The following is a 20,725-nucleotide window of genomic DNA, read 5'->3' on the forward strand; positions in this document are numbered from 1 at the left end:
TCGTCACGGGCTCCGGGGCGGGGCCCGGCTCGTACCCATGATGGCGCAGGCCACGCCTGCGGCCGGGTACCGCGGGCGCGTCGTGCCGGGCGCCCGGCACGACACAATGGCCCACGTCCTCTCCCGACGTCTTCCGCAGCGGGGAATCGCTCTGTAGTGTCCGGCTCGGATCAGCCAGTGTTCCACGACTGCCCACCACCGTCGGAAGCGAGTGCGATGCGACAGGACGTCCGGGAGTGGTTCGCCACCCGCACCTACAACGGCCGACAGTGGTCCTCCGAGCAGCTGGTGGAGCGGAAGGGCGCCACCACGGTCAGCGTGGTGCTGCCCGCCCGCAACGAGGCGAGCACCGTGGGGACCATCGTCTCCGCGCTCCGGCGGGAGCTGATGGACGCCGTCCCGCTGATCGACGAGCTGGTCGTCATCGACTCGGACTCGACCGACGGCACCGGGGCGGTCGCCGCGGCCGCCGGGGCCCGGGTCCACCGCCAGGACGAGATCCTGCCCGCCCACGGCAACATCCCCGGCAAGGGCGAGGCCCTGTGGAAGTCGCTGGCCGTGACCTCCGGCGACGTGCTCGCGTTCATCGACGCGGACCTGCGCGAGTTCGACGCCCGGTTCGCGGTGGGCCTGCTGGGGCCGCTGCTCACCGAGCCCGGGGTGCAGTTCGTCAAGAGCTGCTACGACCGTCCTCTGCACGACGGCGTCACCGTCCTGCCCGCGGGCGGCGGGCGGGTCACCGAGCTCGTGGCGCGCCCGCTGCTGAACCTGTTCTGGCCGCAGCTGGCCGGCCTGGTCCAGCCCCTGGCCGGGGAGTACGCCGGCCGCCGTGCGCTGCTGGAACGGGTGCCCTTCGTCTCCGGCTACGGCGTGGAGATCGCGATGCTGATCGACGTCCTGGAGGCGGTCGGTCTCGACGCCATGGCGCAGGTGGACCTGGGGGTGCGCTCGCACCGCAACTCCGCGGACGCCGCGCTGGCCCGCATGGCGGCCCAGATCCAGCTGACCGTCCAGGCGCGGCTGCGCTGTGAGGGACCCGTGGGCCAGAGCGGCGGGTCCCTGACGCAGTTCCTGCGCCAGGGGGACCGCTTCCTCGACGAGACCCACGAGATCAGCGTCCAGGAGCGCCCGCCCATGGCGGAGATCCCCGAGTACACGGCGGTCCCGGCGGGCCGCGCCGCATGAGCCGTCTGCGGGTGCTCGTCAACGCGGGTCCCTGGCTGCCGGTCCCCCCGTCCGGGTACGGCGGGATCGAGACGGTGGTCGCCACCCTGGTCCCGGAGCTGCGCCGGGCGGGAGTCCACGTCACGCTCGCGACCGTGGGCCCCAGCACCCTGGAGGCCGATGACTACCTCCGCCCCCTGGAGGAGCCCGCCTTCCGCTCCATCGCCATGCCCTACAACCGGGTCTCGGGCCTCGCTCACGCCCACATGCAGGGCCTCGTGGACGCCCTGCGGGAGCCGGGACGGTGGGACCTCGTCCACGACCACCTGGAGGTCGTGGGCCCGTCGGTGCTGGGCGCGATGGGCGCAGCGGCCCCGCCGGTGCTGCAGACCCTGCACTGGGACCTGCGCAAGCACGCCGAGTTCTACTCGGCGTTCGACGGCCGGGGGCGGGTGCGCTTCGCCGCGGTCTCCGAGTCGCAGCTCGCGCGGGCGCCGGCCAACCTGCGGCGGCAGACGCTGGGCGTCGTCCCGCTGGCCGCGCCACCGGGGATCGACATCGATGCCCCGCGCGGCGAGCACGCGCTGGTGCTGGCCCGGATCACCGCCGACAAGGCACAGGACATGGCGGTCCGGGTCTGCCGGCGGGCGGGGATCCCGCTGGTGCTGGCGGGCCCCGTGGCCGGCATCGACGACCCCGAGGAGCTGGAGCGACGGCTCGCCGACGGCGACGAGTCGCTGCACACCCACCCCGACGTCCGGTACTGGCTCGACGAGGTCCGGCCCCTGGTCGACGGGACCTCGGTGACCTGGGTGGGCGGGGTGGCCGGCGAGGACAAGGAGCGGCTGCTGCGCTCGGCCCGGGCCCTGCTGACGCCCATCCGCTGGGCGGAACCGGGCGCCACCGGAGTAGTCGAGGCGCTGTCCCGGGGGGTGCCCGTCGTCGGGACGCCGCGGGGGGTGCTGCCCTCCCTGGTGGAGCACGGCCGCACCGGCTTCCTGGCCGCCACGGAGGACGAGCTGGCCCGGCACCTGCAGGCGCTGGACACGATCGACCCGCAGGCCTGCCGGGACGCCGCCGAGCAGTGGACGCCGGCCGGGATGGCCCGGCGCTATCTGGACCTGTACGACCGGCTGCTCGAGGAGAATCCCGCATGACGCTGAAGATCGCCCTCGTCGGGGCCGGCTCCGTGGCCCGGCGCCACGTCGACGTGCTGCACGGACTCGGCACGGCACGGGTGGTCAGCGTGACGGACGCGCATCTGCCCGCCGCCACCGCCCTGGCGGCCGAGCTCGACGTCCCGGCGTTCACCGACCCCGCCCAGGCCCTCGACGCCGTGGAGGCCGACGCGGTCTACGTCTGCGTGCCGCCGTTCGCCCACGGACCCGCCGAGCTCGCGGCGCTCGATCGTGGCAAGGCGCTGTTCGTGGAGAAGCCCGTCGGCCTCGGACTGCAGATCGCCGAGCAGATCGGGCAGCGGGTCGAGGATACCGGGGTGGTCACGGGGACCGGCTACCACTGGCGCTGCCTCGACACGGCCGCGCTGGCCCGTGAGCTGCTCGCCGATGCTCCCCCGCTGCTGGCGAACGGCTACTGGCTGGACAAGCGCCCGCCCGTGCCCTGGTGGGGGCGCATGGACCGCTCGGGCGGTCAGATCGTCGAGCAGCTCACCCATGTGCTGGACACCGCCCGGTTCCTGCTGGGCGAGGCCGTCGAGGTGTACGCCGCCGGGATCCGCAAGGCCCCGGACGGGGCCCCGCAGGACTACGGGGACGTCGACGACGCCACCGCCGCCACCGTGCGCTTCCGCTCCGGGGCCGTCGCCACGCTCGCCGCGACGTCCGCGCTCGCGGCCAAGCACCGGGCCGCCCTGCACACCGTGAGCCGCGGGCTGTACCTGGAGCTTTCGGAGCAGGGCCTCACCGCCTTCGGCGCCCAGGACCGCTCCGAGCACACCCCCGCCGAGGACCCGAGGGTGACCGTGGACCGGGAGTTCCTGGAGGCGGTGCGCGGCGAGCGCGAGTCCACGCGCGCGCCCTACGGCGAGGCCCTTCGCACCCACCGGCTCGCGTGCGCGATCGCCGACTCGGCCCGGACCGGGCGGCCCGTGGTCCTGGAGGAGCGGGGTCCGGACGGCAAGGGGCCGGTGGGGCAGCGGTGAGCGCGCGCCGCAACCTCGTCGTCCCAGCCCGGAACCGGATCGAGATCGTGGAGGAGGAGCTGCCGGAGGTCCCGGAGGGTGGGCTGCTCCTGGAGACGCTGGTCACCGGACTGTCCGCGGGTACGGAACTGGCCTTCGTCAAGGGCGACCACCCGGGGCTGCACTCCCTGCACGACACCGAGCTGGGGCTGTTCCGGCCCGGGGCCGCGGAGCAGGGCTACCCGGTCCGCCGGCTGGGCTACATGGAGGTCGCCCGGGTCGCCGAGTCCCGCACTCCGGCGTTCCGGGCCGGTGACGTGCTGGCCACGGCCTACGGCCACGCCACCGCGCACGTCGCCGATCCGCTCACGGAGCACCTGGTGCCGCTCCCCGACGAACTGGACCCCCTGCTCGGCGTCTTCGTGGCCCACTTCGGCCCCATCTGCGCCAACGGGCTGCTCCACGCCGCGGCGGACGCCGGACCGGTCCGCGAGCTCGGCGACGGGGTGTCCGGGCGCCTCGTGCTGGTCACCGGCGCCGGACCGGTGGGGCTGATGACCGCCCTGTTCGCCCGCGTCCTCGGCGCGCGCGAGGTCGCCGTGGCCGACTCCGACCCACGCCGCCGGGCGCTCGCCGAGCGGATGGGGTTCTTTCCCCTGGACCTCGACGACGACCCCGGCCGGGTGCTCAAGACCCGCTGGCGGCACGGGCCCGGCGACCACGGCGCGGACGTCGTGTTCCAGTGCCGCGGCAAGCCCGCGGCGCTGCACGCCGCGCTTCGCGCCGTCCGTCCGCAGGGCAGCGTCATCGACCTGGCGTTCTACACGGCGGGCGCGGACGCGGTGCGGCTGGGCGAGGAGTTCCACCACAACGGGCTCAGCCTGCGGTGCGCGCAGATCGGGCGGGTCCCCCGCGGCCTCGCCCACACCTGGGACCGGCCGCGGCTCTCCGCGGAGACGACCCGCCTGCTGGCCGCCCACTCCGGTGCGATCCGCGAGCACCTGGTCAGCGACGTCGTCCCCTTCGACGACGCGCCCACGCTGATGCACGACGTCGCGGCCCGCCGCCGGCACGTCCTGACCGCCGTGTTCGCGGTGGACGGCCGCGCCTGACGGGGACCGATGCGGCTCCGGCGCGGTACCGGCCGGTGGACACCCTTCCGTCAGCCGCCTTAGGGTTGAGGCGAGCGCAGTCGTCGTCGCACGACCGCACCCCCGACCGCAGCCCTCCCCGAGGAGTTCCGCATGGCCACGTCGTCCCGACCGGATCAACCGCCTCGCCGCCCCGGCGGGGGCTCGTCGACCGCCCCGCTGCACGCCGAGAACGTGCTCGGCGGCCAGGCCGACCCCGGCACCAGCGCGGTCCCCGCCATGGGCCCCGGAGTCGAGCCCGCCGGCTTCGAGGAGGCCACCCAGGCCCTGGCCCCGGCGGTCGGTCCGTGGGCGGACTCGCTCGGCCGTGCCGGTTCGCGCGCCGCCCAGACGCTGCTCGTCGCCGCCGTGGTCGTCGGCCTGCTCTGGATCCTGCTGCAGGTCAAGGTCGTGCTGATCGCCGTGCTCGTCGCACTCATCCTCGCCTCGGCCGTGGGCCCGCTGGTCAAGTGGCTGGAGCACAAGGGGTGGTCCAATCTGCTGGCGACCCTGGCGGCGTTCCTCGGGATATTGGCCCTGGTGGGCGGCATCCTCACCGGCATCGTGTTCGCGGTCCGCAGTGAGTGGGACACCCTCACGGCCTCGGCGCAGGAGGGCTGGAACGAGCTGCAGCGCCTCGTGCAGTCCGGGCCGCTCCCCGTCGACACGGCCGCGATCGACTCGGCCGTCCAGCAGGCCGGTGACTTCGTGACCAGCGGTTCCTTCGCGGGCGGGGCCATCAGCGGCCTGGGCGCGGCCACGGAGTTCGTGACCGGGGTCGTCCTGATGATCGTGGTGCTCTTCTTCTGCCTCAAGGACGGCGAGAAGATGTGGAACTTCACGCTGCGCTGGTTCCGCGGTGAGCGCCGGGCCAAGCTCGCCGAGTCCGTGGACCGCAGCGCCCAGGTGCTCGGCGGCTACGTCCGGGGCACGGCGTTCGTGGCGGCGGTGGACGCCGTCCTCATCGGGGCGGCGCTGCTCTTCCTGGGTGTCCCCCTGGCGCTCCCGCTCGCCGTGCTCGTGTTCGTCACGGCCTTCATCCCCGTGGTCGGGGCCACGATCGCGGGCATCATCGCCGCCCTGGTCGCGCTGGTCACCAACGGGCCGGGCACTGCCCTGGCCGTGGTCGTCGTGATCGTCGTGGTCAACCAGATCGAGGGCAACATCCTGCAGCCGATCATCATGGGCCGGACCCTCAGCCTGCACGCGCTCATGGTGCTGCTCGCCCTGACCGTCGGCACCCTGGTCGGCGGCATCTTCGGCGCCATCCTGGCGGTGCCCTACACCGCCGTCGCGTGGGCCGTGATCCAGGTCTGGTCCAGCCGCTACCAGGTCGGCGACGACCCCGTGCTGGGGCCGGACCCGGTGAACCAGAAGGACCGCGTCGAGGCCAAGGCCACGATGGCCGAGCGCTGGAAGTACCAGCGGATGCGCTACCAGCAGGCCCTGGGCGGCCGCTTCGGGGCCACGGAGCGCGACGCCGTCCGGCAGGACGACGACCCCGACGGCAGCGCCCGGACCGCGGAGGACGACGCCACCGGTTCCGCCGCCGGGGCCCGCAAGCCCTAGTCTGGGAGCCATGACCAACGTCGAACGCCGCCGCGCCATCACCGCCGAGGACCTCGCCAACATCGCCGTGTTCGCGGCCCTCACCGCCGCCCTGTCCGTGCTCCCCGGGATCCCGCTGGGTGCGGCGGGGGTGCCCCTCACCCTGCAGACCCTCGCCGTGTTCCTGACCGGCCTGGTCCTGGGCGGCACCCGTGGCCTGCTGGCGGTGGCGCTGTACGTCCTGGTCGGCCTGATCGGCGTCCCGGTCTTCGCCGGCTTCCGCGGCGGGCTCGGCGTGCTCGCCGGGCCCTCGGCGGGCTACATCCTGGCCTTCCCGTTCGCCGCGGCCGCGGCCGGCTACGTGGCCCAGTGGCTGATCCCGGCGCGCCGGGCCAACGACGGCGGCGCCACGAACGCCCGCTACGAGCGCACCGGCACCTACACGCTGCGGCTGGTGGCCGCGGCCCTGGCGGGGTTCGTGGTGATCCGGATCGGCGGCATCCTCGGCCTGGTGGCCAACGCGCGCCTGCCCTTCCAGGACGCGTTCCTCGCCGACCTCGTCTTCTGGCCCGGCGACCTGATCAAGGTGGTGCTCGCCGCGGTCATCGCCGTGGGCGTGCACAAGGCGTTCCCCCGGATCGCGGGCACGCGCTGACCCGTGCCCGGAAACTCCGGGGCCGCCGCCCTCGTGTGCTCCCGCGTCACCGTCACGGCGCCGACCGTCTCGGGTGAGCTGACCCTGCTCCGGGACCTGGACGTGTCCCTGAGCGAGCAGCGGGTGGCCGTGATCGGGCTCAACGGCTCCGGCAAGTCCACGCTGCTGCGGCTGTTCAACGGCCTCGTCCGCCCGTCGTCGGGCACGGTCACCGTGCACGGCACGGACGTGGCCCGGGACGTGCGCGCGGCACGGAAGCGGGTGGGCTTCGTGTTCACCGACCCCCTCTCCCAGCTGGTGATGCCGACCCCCGTCGAGGACGTCGAGCTGTCCCTGCGCGGGGCCGGCGTGCCCCGGGTCCGACGGCGGCGCGCCGCGCTCGACCTGCTCGAGCGCGTGGGCATCGGCCACCGGGCCGAGCACAGCATCTACGACCTCTCCGGCGGGGAACGCCAGCTGGCGGCGTTCGCGGCGGTGCTGGCCGTGGAGCCCCAGGTGCTGGTCCTCGACGAGCCCACGACCCTGCTCGACCTGCGCAACCGGGGGCGGCTCGTCCGGCTGCTCGACGGGCTCCCGCACCAGCTGTTGATCTCCACGCACGACCTCGGCCTGGCCGCGACCGCGCCCCGCGTCCTGGTCCTGCACGAGGGGGTCCTCGTCGCGGACGGTCCTCCGGAGGAGGTCGTCCCCGCCTACGAGCGGTGGTGCACGCACGGCTTCCCGCAGGAGGCCCGCCCGTGAGCCGGGGTCCGGACCTGTTCGGCAGCTACTCCCCCGGCACCGGCCTCCTGCACCGCGCCCCGCTCCGGGCGAAGGGGCTCGGCATGGTCGCCGTGACTCTGGCCGTGGTGCTCTCCCCTTCGTGGCCGGTGCCGGCCACGCTGGTCCTGCTCCTGGCGGTCGCGGGCTCCGCCGCAGGCATCGGCGGCCGGGAGTGGTGGCGGGGACTCGCACCCGCGCTGCCCGTGCTGGTCCTGCTGGCCGTCTACCACGTGCTGACCTCCGGGCCGGCGCAGGCAGCGGACGTGGTGCTGACCATCCTCGTCTTCCTCGTGGTCACCCGGGTCCTGATGCACACCACCCCCCTGCCGGAGCTGCTCGACGGCGTGGTGTGGCTGTGCTCCCCGGTGCGGCTGATCGGGGCGGACCCCGAGCGCATCGGCCTGGCGATCTCGTTGATGATCCGCTCGATCCCCTACATCGTGGGCGCCGTGGGCGAGCTCCGGGACGCCATGCGCGCACGTGGCCTGCGCCCCGATCCGGTGCGGCTGGTCACCCCGGCGGTGATCTCCACGGTGGCCTACGCCGAGCGGACGGGGCAGGCCCTCGCCGCCCGCGGCTTCGACTGAACGCTCTGCTCTGCGCGACCATCAGACGGCTTACACTTCAGCCATGAGTTTCGACAACAGCTCCCAGCTGGACGCCTCCCGCGTGGGCAGTGGCGGCGGGCGGGGACGCGGGGTCGCCGTCGGCGGCGGACTGGGCGGCGGGCTGCTGCTGCTCGTCGTGGGGCTGCTCTTCGGCCAGGACGGCATCGACGCGATCACCGGCGGCGACCAGGACACCGGGTCCCGGACCTCGGTGGAGCAGGAGCGGGCGGAGCGGTGCCGGACGGGCGAGGACGCGAACCGGTACACCGACTGCCGGATGATCGCCACGGCCCAGAGTCTCGACCAGTTCTGGGAGGACTACCTGCCGCGGACCACGGGCGAGCGATACGTGATGCCCGGGGTGGAGCTGTTCGAAAGACAGATCGACACCGGGTGCGGCGCGGCGTCGTCGGCCGTGGGCCCGTTCTACTGCCCTGCCGACGAGACGGCCTACCTCGACATCGCGTTCTTCGACGAGCTGCAGACCCAGTTCGGCGCCGAGGGCGGCCCGCTGGCCGAGGAGTACGTGCTCGCCCACGAGTTCGGCCACCACATCCAGCACCAGATCGGCACCCTCGGCTACGCCCAGCAGGACCCGCAGGGCCCGGAGTCCGGTGCCGTGCGCGTCGAGCTGCAGGCCGACTGCCTGGCCGGGCTGTGGGCCGGCGGCGCCGCCGGGGACACCTCCGGGGCCGTGGACCTGGGGGACATCTCCCAGGCGGAGCTCGACCAGGCCCTCGACGCCGCCTCGGCCATCGGCGACGACCGTATCCAGGAGACCACCCAGGGCCGGGTCAGCCCCGAGAACTTCACCCACGGCGCCTCCGCCCAGCGGCAGCTGTGGTTCTACGCCGGCTACCGGACCGGCGACATCACCGCGTGCGACACCTTCAGCGCGCGCGACCTGAACGCCCCACCGGCCCTCTGACCCGCCCCTCGCGCGGTCGCGCGGTCGCGCCGAGTCCCCACCATGCGCGCAAGTCCCCCAGATTCGGCATGGGGAATTGCGAGCACCGTGGGGACTCGGCGTTGTCCCAAGGGCGGGCAGGACACACACGCCGGGTTGGCGGCCTGGGTGCACCCCCCACTGCACCCACGTGCGCCGGTCGTCCCGGACGTGGACCGTGGGGCTGCGACGCTGGGTGTCGAACAGTCCCGTGGCCGCGATGAGCTCGCTCGATGTCCCGTAGCCGGAGTTGCGGGCGTCGCCGCGCAGCTGCTGCTGCGACACCCGGGTCCAGGTCACCACCGGGCTCTCCGGCCGCTCCGGCACCGACTCGCCCAGTCCTTCCACGTCGGTGAACCGGGAGCAAGCCCACACGGCGAATCGAACGGCGAGAACAGTCAGGCCAGGGACAGAGCGAACGAGAGGGCGAAGCCCGCCGTGGTGCTCAGGGCCACCGCCGGGCCGCCGTTCTCGTAGGCCTCCGGCATCAGGGTGTCGGCCAGGGACGCGATCACCGCGCCGGCGGCGAAGGCCAGCGGCAGCGAGATCGTCTCGGGGTCGCTGCCGGCCAGAGGCCCGGCACCGACCAGCACGGCCACCACCAGGAGCACGCCACAGACTGTCCAGAGCAGGACCGCTTTGCCCTTCGACATGCCCTGCTCGCGCATCGAGGCTGCCCCGACCAGGGACTCGGGCAGGTTGGACACGAAGATCGCCGCGAGCAGCGCCAGCCCGCCGGTGCCCTCCGTGAGCGAGACACCGAGCGCCACGTTCTCGGGAACGCCGTCGAGGGTGACGGCGGCCAGCAGGGCGAGACCGGCGGCACCGCCGGTGGAGGCGGTCGTCGGCGCCTTCTCGTCCGCGGCGGCGTCGGTGTCCAGCTTGGCGCTGCCCTGCTGCTTCTCGGCGTCCTCGGCACGGGGGCCCGGCTGCGCCCAGCGGTCCAGGAGGGCGCTCAGGGCCGTGAAGACCACAGCCCCGGCGAACAGCCCGATCACGGCCAGTGGCAGGCCCCCGCGCTCGTAGGCGTCCTCGAACAGCTCGAAGGCCAGCGCGGTGATGAGAGCCCCTGCGGCGAAGGACAGCAGGATGGCGAGCGCGCGCTTGGGAAGGTCGAAGCGCACTCCGACGAGGGCGCCGATGACGAGGGCGCTCGAGGCGACGATCCCGAAGAGCAAGGTCTGGCCCATGAGGGCAGTGTAGGAGCGGGCCGAGACTTCGCACCCACAATTCGCAAGGTTACTTATGGAGGCGCCGCGGCACCGGAACAGGTGCCGGCCCCGCACGACGACGACGGCCCGCCCACCTCTGCTCGAGGTGGGCGGGCCGCCGCGGTCGTGCTGGAGGGGACAATCAGATGTTGAAGCCCAGGGCCCGCATCTGGTCGCGGCCGTCCTCGGTGATCCGGTCGGGGCCCCACGGCGGCATCCAGACCCAGTTGACGCGCCACTCGTCCACCATGGGGTCGAGGTTCTGCGCGCACTGCTCCTCGATGACGTCCTGCAGCGGGCACGCGGCCGTGGTCAGGGTCATGTCGAGGATCAGGGCGCCGTCCTCCGCCCACTTGGAGCCGTAGAGCAGGCCCAGGTCCACGATGTTGACGCCGAGTTCGGGGTCGATGACGTTCTTGAGCGCCTCCTCGACCTCCTCGGTGGAGGGCCGGCCCGCGGTCACGGGATCGGCAGTGGTCTCAGCGGGGGTGTCGGCCATCGCTGGCCTCCTTTCGGGGCTGGTGGGGTCGGATCCGCTTACTTGGCCGGGGCCAGGTAGCGGTCGTAGCCCTCGTTCTCGAGCCGCTCGGCGAGTTCGGGCCCACCCTCGTCGACCACGCGGCCGTCGTGGAACACGTGCACGAACTGCGGCTTGATGTAGCGCAGGATGCGCGTGTAGTGGGTGATGAGCATGACGCCCATGTCGTTGGTCTCGAGGGCGCGGTTGACGCCCTCGGAGACGACCTTGAGGGCGTCCACGTCGAGGCCGGAGTCGGTCTCGTCCAGCAGGGCGATCTTCGGCTTGAGCAGCTCCATCTGGAGGATCTCGTGGCGCTTCTTCTCGCCGCCGGAGAAGCCTTCGTTGACGTTGCGCTGGATCATGTCGGGGCTGATCTTCAGCTGTTCCATGGCGGCCTTGACGTCCTTGGTCCACGTGCGCAGCGAGGGGGCCTCGCCGTCGATCGCGGTCTTCGCGGTGCGCAGGAAGTTGGAGGTCGTCACGCCGGGGATCTCCACCGGGTACTGCATGGCCAGGAAGAGCCCGGCGCGGGCGCGCTCGTCCACGGACATCTCCAGGACGTTCTCGCCGTCCAGGAGGACCTCGCCGGAGTCGACGACGTACTTGGGGTGGCCGGCGATGGTGGAGGCCAGCGTGGACTTGCCGGAGCCGTTGGGGCCCATGATCGCGTGGACCTCACCGGACGTGATGGTCAGGTTCACGCCCTTGAGGATCGGCTTGGTGGTCTCGTCGTCGAGCACGACGGACGCGTGCAGGTCCTTGATCTCGAGAGTTGCCATGGATGGTTCTCCTGTGGTCGAAAAAGTCTGTGGTGGAAAAAGTGCGTGCGGGACGAGGCTCAGTGGTCCGCGGAGGCGAGCTCGTCCTGGACGGCCCCGCGCAGCCGCTCCTCGATGTCCGGGACACCGATCTGCTGGATGATCTCGAAGAGGAACCCGCGGACCACGAGCCGGCGCGCCTCGTCCTCGGGGATGCCCCGGGACATGAGGTAGTACAGGTGCTCGTCGTCCAGCTGGCCCGTGGTGGAGGCGTGGCCGGCACCGGCGATGAGGCCGGTCTCGATCTCCAGGTTCGGCACGGAGTCCATCCGCGGGCCGTCGTTGAGGATGAGGTTCCGGTTGAGCTCGTAGGTGTCGGTGCCCTCCGCGACGGCGCGGATCAGGACGTCGCCGATCCACACGCCGTGTGCGTTCTCGCCCTGCAGCGCGGACTTGTAGGTCACCCGCGACGTGCACTTCGGCTGGGAGTGGTCCACGAACAGCCGGGACTCCAGGTGCTGGCCGGCGTCCACGAAGGTCAGCCCGTACAACTCCACGGAGCCGCCCGGAGCGTCGAAACGGGTGGACGGGGTGACGCGCACGAGGTCCCCGCCGAGGGAGACGAGCACGTGCTTGAAAGTGGCCGCCTTGCCGAGGCGCGCCTGCTGGGAGGAGGCGTGCACGGCGTCGTCGTCCCACTCCTGGAGGGTCACCACGGTCAGGTTCGCGGAGTCGGCGACCCGGAACTCGACGTTCTGCGAGAGCACGGCGCTGCCGTGGTGGCGCAGGACCACGAGGGCCTTCGAAAAGGGCTGGGCGTCGATCACGAGGTGCTGGGCGGCCGGGGTCGCGTCGGTGCCGTGGATGTCGACGACGACCGGGTTGGTCACCTCGGCCTCCTGCGGCACGGTCAGCACGGTGGCTTCGGTGACGCTGCTCCACGCGTTGGCGGAGACCCGGTCCTCGGGGATGCCGGCGCTCCCGATGCGGGCGTCGTCACGGCCCACGATCTCGACGCGCACAGCGTCCGAGTCGACGGTCACCGCGGGCGCCGGCCCGGTGAGCGCGTCGGCGTGCAGGCCCTTGAGGCGCTTGAGCGGGGTGAACCGGAAGTCCTCCTCCCGGCCCGTGAGCTTCGGGAAGTCGGCGACGTCGTAGGACGTGCGCCGCCCGGCGCGGGAGGAGTCGGGCACGCCGGAGATGTCGCCGTGGGACGTGTGCCGCACCAGCGTGTCGTTCTCGACCTTGTCGCGGGCCAGCCGCTCCCCCTCCTGGTCCATGCCCGGAATGGCGACGCGCCCGTCCCCGGTGCGGACACCGTCGACCTTCTCACCGAGGTTGTCGTAGGCGTCCTTGGCCGCGACGACGGCCTTGTCGGCCACCGCGGTGGCCGCGGAGGCAGCGGCCTCCGTGGCGTTGCGAATCGTTTCGTTCAGCTTGGACATGTCAGCCAACGGATCCTTCCATCTGCAGTTCGATGAGGCGGTTGAGTTCGAGCGCGTACTCCATGGGCAGTTCGCGGGCGATCGGCTCCACGAACCCGCGCACGATCATCGCCATGGCCTCGTCCTCGGCCATCCCGCGCTGCATGAGGTAGAACAGCTGCTCCTCGGAGACGCGCGAGACGGTCGCCTCGTGGCCCATGGTGACGTCGTCCTCGCGGATGTCGACGTACGGGTACGTGTCGGAGCGGGAGATCGTGTCCACGAGCAGGGCGTCGCAGACCACGTTGGACTTCGAGCCGTGGGCGCCCTCGCGGACCTGCACGAGGCCGCGGTAGGCGGCGCGGCCGCCGTTGCGGGCCACGGACTTCGAGACGATCGACGACGACGTGTTCGGGGCGATGTGCACCATCTTGGACCCGGTGTCCTGGTGCTGCCCCTCGCCGGCGAACGCGATCGAGAGGGTCTCACCGCGGGCGTGCTCGCCCGTCATGTAGACCGCCGGGTACTTCTGGGTGACCTTCGAGCCGATGTTGCCGTCGATCCACTCCATGGTGGCGCCCTCGTGGGCGATCGCGCGCTTGGTCACGAGGTTGTACACGTTGTTCGACCAGTTCTGGATGGTCGTGTAGCGCACGCGGGCGTTCTTCTTGACGATGATCTCCACGACCGCGGAGTGCAGCGAGTCGGTCTTGTAGATCGGCGCGGTGCAGCCCTCGATGTAGTGGACGTAGGAGTCCTCGTCCGCGATGATCAGCGTCCGCTCGAACTGGCCCATGTTCTCCGTGTTGATGCGGAAGTAGGCCTGCAGCGGGATCTCGACGTGCACGCCCTTGGGGACGTAGACGAAGGAGCCGCCGGACCACACGGCCGTGTTCAGGGACGCGAATTTGTTGTCGCCGACGGGGATGACGGTGCCGAAGTACTCCGCGAAGATCTCGGGGTGCTCCTTGAGCGCCGTGTCGGTGTCGAGGAAGATGACGCCCTGCTCCTCCAGGTCCTCGCGGATCTGGTGGTAGACGACCTCGGACTCGTACTGGGCCGCGACGCCGGAGACGAGCCGGCCGCGCTCAGCCTCGGGGATGCCGAGCTTCTCGTAGGTGTTGCGGATGTCCTCGGGCAGGTCCTCCCAGGTGGCGGCCTGCTTCTCGGTGGAGCGCACGAAGTACTTGATGTTGTCGAAGTCGATCCCGGACAGGTCCGCGCCCCACGTGGGCATGGGCTTGCGGTCGAAGAACTTCAGGCCCTTCAGCCGCAGGTCGGTCATCCACTGCGGTTCGCTCTTCTTCGCGGAGATGTCCCGGACGACGTCCTCGTCGACACCGCGGCGCGCGGAGGCGCCGGCCACGTCGGAGTCGGCCCAGCCGTACTCGTAGGTGCCGATCCCCTCGAGCTCGGGGTTCTTCTCCAGGATGTCGGCGATGACAGTGTCGTTGCCGCTGGCGATCTGGTCAGTCATGACGGCCTTCCTCTGTTGTCTGGTCTGAGACGTGGTCCGCGGTGCGGTTCACGGAAGTCGGTGCTGCGGCGGGTCCCGGCCGCGCGAGGGGCACGTGCGTGGTGCACACGTGCGCGCCGGCGGCCTGGGTGGAGAGCCGGCGGACGTCGGTGCCGAGCAGGCGGGCGATAAGCTCGGTCTCCAGCTCGCAGAACTGCGGATAGCGGGCGGCCAGCTCGCGCACGGGGCAGTGACCTTGGCACAGCTGCGCCGAGACGATGGTGCGGGCCTCCCCGCGGCCGACGGCCACCTCGTTGGTGGAGGCGGCGAACCCGTCGCGGCTGAGCAGCCGCACCAGGACGGGCAGGCGGTCGGCGACGTCGTCGCCGGCGGCCTCGACCTCGGGGCGGTAGGACGCCTCGAGGCGGTCCACGCGCTCCTGGATGAAGGCCTGCACGGCGTCCGGGCCGGCGATGCGCCGGATGGACTCAAGCGCGTCGGTCGCGATCTCGAGGTAGTCGTCGCCAAGTTTGGCGTGACCCTCGGGGGCGACGACGTAGCGCCGCGCAGGACGGCCGGCGCCTCCCCTGCGACGGCGGACCATGGTCACCTCGATGAAGTGCTGCTCCTCGAGGGCGTCCAGGTGGCGGCGCACGGCGGCCGGAGTCAGCTCGAGCATCTCGCCGAGGTCGGCGGCGGAGACGGGGCCGTGCTCGAGGACGGCGCCCAGCACGCGCGATCGGGTGTTCTCCTCCTGCTCCGCCCGCGGGCCGGAGCGGGACCTGCTCCGGGCGTCCGTGGTCTGAGTCATGGATGAACCGCTCGCTTCCTGGTCGGGGTGGAGGTACTCGTGGTGCAGCGCGCGACCCGCAAGGGCGCTTCTAATACACAACCGGAGTATGTCGTAATTCATTCCAGGCTGACCAGTAAGTCGATCCTTACCCGGCCGTTCTCCTCGAATCACGACCTACTCATAATAACCCCCGGAGTCGGTGCGGCCAAGGGGGCCGGTCCGCGGGCGCGCCGCACTACACTGGTCCGGTGCCCGCCCAGAGTCCCCCCGCGTCCTCGCCCGCACTCTCGATCGAGCGCCTCGTGAAGGAGTTCCCCGTCCGCCGGCGCCGCTCGCGGCGTCCGTCCGGACCGGGCGCCACGCGCGCCGACGTGGTGCACGCCGTCAACGGGCTGTCCCTCACCGCGCGGCACGGCGAGATCACGGCGCTGCTGGGGCCCAACGGTGCGGGCAAGACGACCACCCTGGAGTGCGCCCAGGGCCTGCAGCGGCCCTCGGCGGGCACGGTCCGCCTGCTGGGCCAGGACCCGTGGGGGGCCAGTCCCACCCTGCGCGCCCGCGTGGGCGTGATGCTCCAGGACGGCGGACTCCCCCAGGCCGTGCGCCCGCTGGAGCTGCTCCGGCACGTGGCGTCCCTCTACCGCAGCCCCCGGGACATGGACGAGCTCGTGGAGCGGCTGGGCATCAGCAGCTTCGACCGCACCGTGGTCCGCCGGCTCTCCGGCGGTCAGCGCCAGCGCGTGGCCCTGGCGGCGGCCCTGGCCGGCAGCCCGGAGGTGCTCTTCCTCGACGAGCCCTCGGCCGGGATGGACCCGCAGTCCCGCAACATCGTCTTCGACCTCGTCCAGCAGCTGCGCCGCGAGGGCGTGTGCATCATCCTCACCACGCACCTGCTCGACGACGCCCAGCGCCTCGCCGATCAGGTCTACATCGTGGACCACGGCAGGGTCATGGCCCAGGGATCCGTGGCGGAGCTGGTGGCGCCGGGCGCCGACGCGCCCGCCGTGCTCGTGCTGACGCTGGCCCCCGAGCAGCTGCGCGCGGGGCCGTTCCCGTGGGAGGGCCCGGGGTTCGAGGACGTCCGCACCAACCGCGCCGACCGCACCGTGACGCTCACCGGCGCCCTCACACCCCCGATGCTCGAGGCCGTGACCCGGTGGTTCACCGCGACCGGCACGATGCCCGAGTCCCTGTCCCTCCAGCCGCGCACCCTCGAGGACGTCTTCCTCGACATCTCCGGACGGGAGATCCGATGACCGCACCCGCCCAGCCCCGCGCCGTGCCTCCGCGCTCGGACCCCGCCCCCCTGGCCCGCCGGGTCGCCGCGCAGGCGCGCTACGAGGCGCTGACCATGCTGCGCAACGGGGAGCAGCTGCTGCTGCTGGTGATCCTGCCGCTCATGGCCCTCGTGGCCCTGACCCTCACCGACCTGCTGGACGCCGCCGTCCCGGCGGGCGCCTCCCGCGTGGACGTCGCCGTGCCGGGCGTGCTGGCGCTGTGCGTGCTCTCCAACGCCTTCTCGGGGCAGGGCATCCAGACCGGCTTCGACCGCCGCTACGGGGTGCTGCGCTTCCTCTCCACCACTCCCCTGGGCCGGGGCGGGCTGATCGCCGGCAAGCTGCTCGCGATCGTCGCGGTGCTCGTGGTGCAGTACGTGCTGGTGGCCGCGCTCGGCGCGGCCCTCGGATGGCGCCCGGACGCGGCCGCGGTGCTCGTCTCCGTGCCGGTGCTGCTGCTCGGGGCCGCGGCGTTCACCGGGCTGGGACTGCTGCTCGCCGGGACGGTGCGCGCCGAGGCGACCCTCGCCGTGACCAACCTCGTGTGGGTGCTGCTCGCCGCCGTCGGCGGCACCCTGTTCCCCTCCACCCCGCTGCCGGCGAGGCTCACCTGGGTGGTGGAGGTGCTGCCCTCCGGCGCGCTGGGCACCGCCCTGCGCCAGACGTTCCTCACAGGGGCGCCCTCGCTCCTGCCGGTGCTGGTGCTCGCCGTCTGGGCCGCGGCCGCCTGGGCCGGAGCCGTGCGCTGGTTCCGCTGGAGCTGAGCCGCCGGTGCCGGTCCGGGGTTGCAGGTCCGCTTTGGGCCGCGGGAACCGGGGGCCGCGGGAACCGGGGGCCGCGGGAACCGGGGGCCGCGGAGCCGGATAAACTGGGCGCGGAGACCCCACCGCACCGATCCCGTCCGGAAGTGAACCCATGAACCGCGCCAGCGACCCCAGCGACGTCGACGTCCGCGAGAACGGCAGCGTCCTGCTGCCGACCCGGATCACCCGGTGGGTCCGGTGGCTCGCCGTCGCGTCGCTGCTCGCGAACTCCGTGCTCATCCTCACCGGCGGGCTCGTCCGGCTGACCGGCTCGGGCCTGGGCTGCCCCACCTGGCCGCGGTGCACGGACGAGTCCTGGACCAACACCCCCGAGATGGGCATGCACGGGCTCATCGAGTTCGGCAACCGGCTGCTGACGTTCCTGCTGGCCGCCGTGGCGGTGCTGACGTTCCTGGCAGTGCTCCGGCTGCGCCACGAGCACCGCGACCTCTTCCGGATCGCCCTGCTGCTGGGTCTCGGCATCCCGCTGCAGGCCGTGGTCGGCGGGATCACCGTGCTCACCGGGCTCAACCCCTGGATCGTGGGGATCCACTACCTCATCTCGGGGGTGATGATCGCCCTGGCCACCGTGCTGGTCAACCGCACCCGGCGGCGCTCCCTGCCCGCCGTGCGGGACGCAGAGCGTCCCGGTCAGGCCTACGGGCAGCGCCGGACCGTGCGCAGGCTCATGGTGAGCCTGGCGGTGCTCACCGCGCTGATCCTGTACCTGGGCACCCTGGTCACGGGCACCGGTCCGCACGCCGGGGACGACTCCACCGCCCGGCACGCCTTCGACGCCTACCTCATCACCCGCGCGCACGCGGTGCCGGTGTACCTGATCGTCGTGGCCGTGGTCCTCGGCCTGGTGCTCGCGCGCCGGCACCGGTGGCCCGTCCCGCTGGCCTCGAGCCTCAACGTCATGCTGGCCGTGCTGGTCCTGCAGGCGCTCATCGGCTACTACCAGTACTTCAACGGCGTGCCGATCGTCGCCGTCGCCCTGCACCTGGTGGGCTCCGCGCTGCTGATCTGGGCCACCGCCCGCACCGTGGAGAAGGGCTTCGCGGTCACGCGCACCCCGGACCCGGTGCTCCGGAGCACCCACCGGGTGCCGTCGGACGAGGCCCCGGTCCGCGGCTGAGGTCCTCAGGCTCGCTCGTCGGGCGCCTCGTCGAGCAGCTCCTCGACGGCCTGCGCCAGGCGCTGCCGGCTGGCCGAGGGGATCGGCAGCAGCGGCCGCCGCGGCGGGGCCGTGCTGACGCCGCACACCTCGGCGAGGGCGTACAGGGAGCTCAGGGGGCGCTCCTGGCGCAGGATCTCCATCAGCGGGGTCAGTGCGGACTGCCACGTGCGCACCACGCAGTCGTCGCCCGCCACCACCGCGGCGCGGAAGGCGGCGTACTGGCGCGGGAGCACCGCGGCGATGCCGGAGTGCCAGGCCGCGGCGTCCGGCGTGGCCTCGTGGAGCAGCCGCTCCCCGCTCACCCCGTGGGCCGTGCCCGGCTCCGCGAGCTCGGCGAACAGGCTCCGCCGTGCGGCGAGGTCCGCCGGGGAGTCAGCGGTGTCCTTGAACGCGCTGACGTTCTCCAGCCAGGACAGTTCGGCGGCGAGCTCCACCGGGTACGTGAAGCCCGTGGTCGTCGGGTTGTTGTAGATGCACAGCGGCAGGGACACGGCCGCCGCGACCGTCTCCACCTGGTCCGCGATCTCCTGGGAGACGAGCGGGATGTAGGACAGCGGGTTGAGCACGAGCCCGTCCGCCCCGCCGTTCTCGGCGGCGTAGGCCATCTCCAGCACCTCGCGGGTGGTCATCGCGGAGATCCCCGCCCCCACCGGCACCCCGGAGCCGTGGGCGGCCTCCACGGCGACTCCCACGACGTCGGCCCGCTCCTCCCCGGAGAGGTACGCGAAGCTCCCCGAGCTGCCCAGCACCACCAGGGCGTCGACCCCCGAGCGGGACAGCCGGCCGACATAGCGCTCGAAGGACGCCAGGTCCAGGCGGCCACCCTGCTGGAACGGAGTGATCGGGTAGGCGACGAGCCCGGTGAAGGTCATGCTGAGCATGCGACCATCCTAGGTCCGGCGGATCGCCCGGCCGGACGCGAGCACCACCGGGGCCAACCGCCCCGGTGGGCTCAGAGGACGGGACCGCCCACGAACGGGTCCACTGCGAGGGCGAGGAACACGAAGGTGATGTAGGCGATGGAGCCGTGGAAGACGTGCATCGCCTGCTTGTCCGTGGGCCGGCCGGCCACCGCGAGGGCGTGCAGCTTGTGGCTGTGGCCCACGAACCAGGCGCCCGCTGCCAGCGCGGTCACCGCGTAGACCCAGCCGGCCCCGCCGACGGGGACGAGGAGCAGCGAGCACACCACCGTGGCCCACGCGTAGAGGACCACCTGGCTGCCCACGGTGCGGGCCCCGGCCACGGCGCCCAGCATGGGGACCCCGGCCCGGGAGTAGTCGTCGGCGTACTTCATGGACAGCGGCCAGTAGTGCGGCGGGGTCCACAGGAAGATGAAGAGGAACAGCACGAGCGCGGGCCAGTCGAGGCCGCCGGTCACCGCGGCCCATCCGATCAGCACCGGCATGCACCCGGCGACCCCGCCCCAGACGATGTTCTGGGCGGTGCGGCGCTTGAGCACGATCGAGTAGAAGACGGCGTAGAGGAAGATGGCCGTTGCGCCCAGGGCGCCGGCGAGCACGTTGACCCCGAGCGTGAGCCAGACGACCGACACGACCGTGAGCACCCACGCGAAGACGAGGGCCTCGCGGTCGGTGACCTCCCCGGTGACGAGCGGGCGCTTGGCCGTGCGCTTCATCACCCGGTCCTCGTCCCGGTCGATGTAGCAGTTGAAGGCACCGGCCGCGCCCGCAGCGAGCGTGCCGCCCACGAGGGTGCTGAGGATGAGCCAGAGGTTCGGCATGCCCTGCTGGGCGAAGATCATGGTCGGCACGGTGGCCACGAGCAGCAGCTCGATGATCCGCGGCTTCATCAGCGCCACGTAGGCCCGCAGCTTCCGGGAAACCCTCATCCGTCCCTCGCGGACCGGGACCGCCGCAACACCCGTGTGCCCGGTGCCGAGGACGGCTCGTCCTGCGGGTCCCGACGTCTCGAGTGAGTTCACAGAATCATTGCTCCCGGTTGCGGTGGTGTTCCCCCGGCTCCGTGCGCGAGGACGGCCCGGAGACGGTGCGTCGCCGGACCGCAGGAGCGGTCGGCGCGGTGGTCGCGGGCGCGGAAGAAGGTCCTATACAGCATAGCGCGTGGCGGCGCCCGTCCCCGCTCCGGACATGACGGGAAAGACGTCCCGTCCCCCCGGACCGGTGCCGTCGGTCACACGGCCGAAATCTGCGTGACCTAAGCTGGACCCAAACGGCCGGTCGGCGACCGGCACCCGCTGCACACGGCAGCGGACCCCAAGGGAAAGGGCCCGAATCTTGGCGACCGAACTCGATCAGAAGTTGACCTGGACCGATGTGGATCGGCGTGCTGTGGACACGGTGCGGGTGCTGGCCGCGGATGCGGTGGAGAA

The 20,725-nt window shown here is 72.4% G+C and carries 20 protein-coding genes; 12 read left to right on the forward strand and 8 right to left on the reverse strand.

What is annotated here, in order from left to right:
* The first annotated feature begins 216 nt into the window (after positions 1-216).
* The 9 genes from ACFYE1_RS11800 to ypfJ all read left to right on the forward strand — a co-directional run bounded on the left by ACFYE1_RS11800 (position 217) and on the right by ypfJ (position 8,935).
* A complete protein-coding gene (locus ACFYE1_RS11800; protein WP_387742951.1) occupies positions 217-1,185 on the forward strand; it encodes a glucosyl-3-phosphoglycerate synthase in 969 nt (322 codons plus the stop codon).
* On the forward strand, positions 1,182-2,321 hold the full coding sequence (locus ACFYE1_RS11805; protein ID WP_387742953.1) for a glycosyltransferase: 1,140 nt from the start codon (positions 1,182-1,184) through the stop codon (positions 2,319-2,321). Before ACFYE1_RS11800 ends, ACFYE1_RS11805 begins: the two co-directional genes overlap by 4 nt.
* A complete protein-coding gene (locus tag ACFYE1_RS11810; protein WP_387742955.1) occupies positions 2,318-3,325 on the forward strand; it encodes a Gfo/Idh/MocA family protein in 1,008 nt (335 codons plus the stop codon). The genes ACFYE1_RS11805 and ACFYE1_RS11810 overlap by 4 nt, the downstream gene beginning before the upstream one ends.
* Positions 3,322-4,416 (forward strand): zinc-dependent alcohol dehydrogenase, encoded by a 1,095-nt coding sequence (locus ACFYE1_RS11815; protein ID WP_387742957.1) that lies wholly within the window; start codon positions 3,322-3,324, stop codon positions 4,414-4,416. Before ACFYE1_RS11810 ends, ACFYE1_RS11815 begins: the two co-directional genes overlap by 4 nt.
* A 132-nt stretch (positions 4,417-4,548) precedes the next feature.
* Positions 4,549-6,003, forward strand: coding sequence for an AI-2E family transporter (locus ACFYE1_RS11820; protein ID WP_387742958.1), 1,455 nt, complete (start codon positions 4,549-4,551; stop codon positions 6,001-6,003).
* Between the two features lie 10 nt (positions 6,004-6,013).
* On the forward strand, positions 6,014-6,637 hold the full coding sequence (locus tag ACFYE1_RS11825; RefSeq protein WP_387742960.1) for a biotin transporter BioY: 624 nt from the start codon (positions 6,014-6,016) through the stop codon (positions 6,635-6,637).
* Between the two features lie 3 nt (positions 6,638-6,640).
* Entirely contained in the window at positions 6,641-7,378 is a 738-nt protein-coding gene (locus ACFYE1_RS11830; protein ID WP_387742962.1) for an energy-coupling factor ABC transporter ATP-binding protein, read from the forward strand.
* Positions 7,375-7,986: an energy-coupling factor transporter transmembrane component T family protein gene (locus ACFYE1_RS11835; protein ID WP_387742964.1), complete on the forward strand. Its 612-nt coding sequence runs from the start codon at positions 7,375-7,377 to the stop codon at positions 7,984-7,986. Before ACFYE1_RS11830 ends, ACFYE1_RS11835 begins: the two co-directional genes overlap by 4 nt.
* 43 nt (positions 7,987-8,029) lie before the next feature.
* On the forward strand, positions 8,030-8,935 hold the full coding sequence (gene ypfJ / locus ACFYE1_RS11840; protein ID WP_387742966.1) for a KPN_02809 family neutral zinc metallopeptidase: 906 nt from the start codon (positions 8,030-8,032) through the stop codon (positions 8,933-8,935).
* A gap of 416 nt (positions 8,936-9,351) precedes the next feature.
* On the opposite strand, the gene ACFYE1_RS11845 is transcribed toward ypfJ, so the two are convergent.
* The 6 genes from ACFYE1_RS11845 to ACFYE1_RS11870 form a co-directional block, all read right to left on the reverse strand.
* On the reverse strand, positions 9,352-10,143 hold the full coding sequence (locus ACFYE1_RS11845; RefSeq protein WP_387742968.1) for a ZIP family metal transporter: 792 nt from the start codon (positions 10,141-10,143) through the stop codon (positions 9,352-9,354).
* A 163-nt stretch (positions 10,144-10,306) separates the two neighbouring features.
* A complete protein-coding gene (locus ACFYE1_RS11850) occupies positions 10,307-10,663 on the reverse strand; it encodes a metal-sulfur cluster assembly factor (protein WP_387742970.1) in 357 nt (118 codons plus the stop codon).
* 38 nt (positions 10,664-10,701) lie between these two features.
* A complete protein-coding gene (gene sufC / locus ACFYE1_RS11855) occupies positions 10,702-11,463 on the reverse strand; it encodes a Fe-S cluster assembly ATPase SufC (protein ID WP_387742972.1) in 762 nt (253 codons plus the stop codon).
* A 59-nt stretch (positions 11,464-11,522) separates the two neighbouring features.
* Entirely contained in the window at positions 11,523-12,722 is a 1,200-nt protein-coding gene (sufD, locus tag ACFYE1_RS11860; RefSeq protein WP_387742992.1) for a Fe-S cluster assembly protein SufD, read from the reverse strand.
* Positions 12,723-12,888: 166 nt separating this feature from the next.
* On the reverse strand, positions 12,889-14,343 hold the full coding sequence (gene sufB / locus ACFYE1_RS11865; protein WP_387742974.1) for a Fe-S cluster assembly protein SufB: 1,455 nt from the start codon (positions 14,341-14,343) through the stop codon (positions 12,889-12,891).
* Complete coding sequence (locus tag ACFYE1_RS11870) at positions 14,336-15,133, reverse strand: helix-turn-helix transcriptional regulator (RefSeq protein ID WP_387742976.1); 798 nt, start codon at positions 15,131-15,133, stop codon at positions 14,336-14,338. Before ACFYE1_RS11870 ends, sufB begins: the two co-directional genes overlap by 8 nt.
* A gap of 284 nt (positions 15,134-15,417) precedes the next feature.
* On the opposite strand from ACFYE1_RS11870, the gene ACFYE1_RS11875 reads away from it, so the two are divergent.
* From ACFYE1_RS11875 to ACFYE1_RS11885, 3 genes are all read left to right on the forward strand, one after another.
* Positions 15,418-16,371: an ABC transporter ATP-binding protein gene (locus tag ACFYE1_RS11875; RefSeq protein WP_387742978.1), complete on the forward strand. Its 954-nt coding sequence runs from the start codon at positions 15,418-15,420 to the stop codon at positions 16,369-16,371.
* A complete protein-coding gene (locus ACFYE1_RS11880; RefSeq protein ID WP_387742980.1) occupies positions 16,368-17,156 on the forward strand; it encodes an ABC transporter permease in 789 nt (262 codons plus the stop codon). Before ACFYE1_RS11875 ends, ACFYE1_RS11880 begins: the two co-directional genes overlap by 4 nt.
* A 151-nt stretch (positions 17,157-17,307) precedes the next feature.
* Complete coding sequence (locus ACFYE1_RS11885) at positions 17,308-18,333, forward strand: COX15/CtaA family protein (protein ID WP_387742982.1); 1,026 nt, start codon at positions 17,308-17,310, stop codon at positions 18,331-18,333.
* Positions 18,334-18,338: 5 nt separating this feature from the next.
* Here the strand turns inward: ACFYE1_RS11885 and ACFYE1_RS11890 are convergent, their stop codons facing one another.
* Positions 18,339-19,256 carry a dihydrodipicolinate synthase family protein gene (locus ACFYE1_RS11890; RefSeq protein ID WP_387742984.1) on the reverse strand — a complete coding sequence of 306 codons (918 nt, stop codon included), beginning with the start codon at positions 19,254-19,256 and terminating at the stop codon, positions 18,339-18,341.
* 71 nt (positions 19,257-19,327) lie between these two features.
* Complete coding sequence (locus ACFYE1_RS11895) at positions 19,328-20,224, reverse strand: heme o synthase (RefSeq protein WP_387742986.1); 897 nt, start codon at positions 20,222-20,224, stop codon at positions 19,328-19,330.
* Positions 20,225-20,725: the final 501 nt, after the last annotated feature.

Origin of the sequence: Kocuria nitroreducens, assembly GCF_042879195.1 — a bacterium.
GTDB lineage: Bacteria > Actinomycetota > Actinomycetes > Actinomycetales > Micrococcaceae > Kocuria > Kocuria nitroreducens.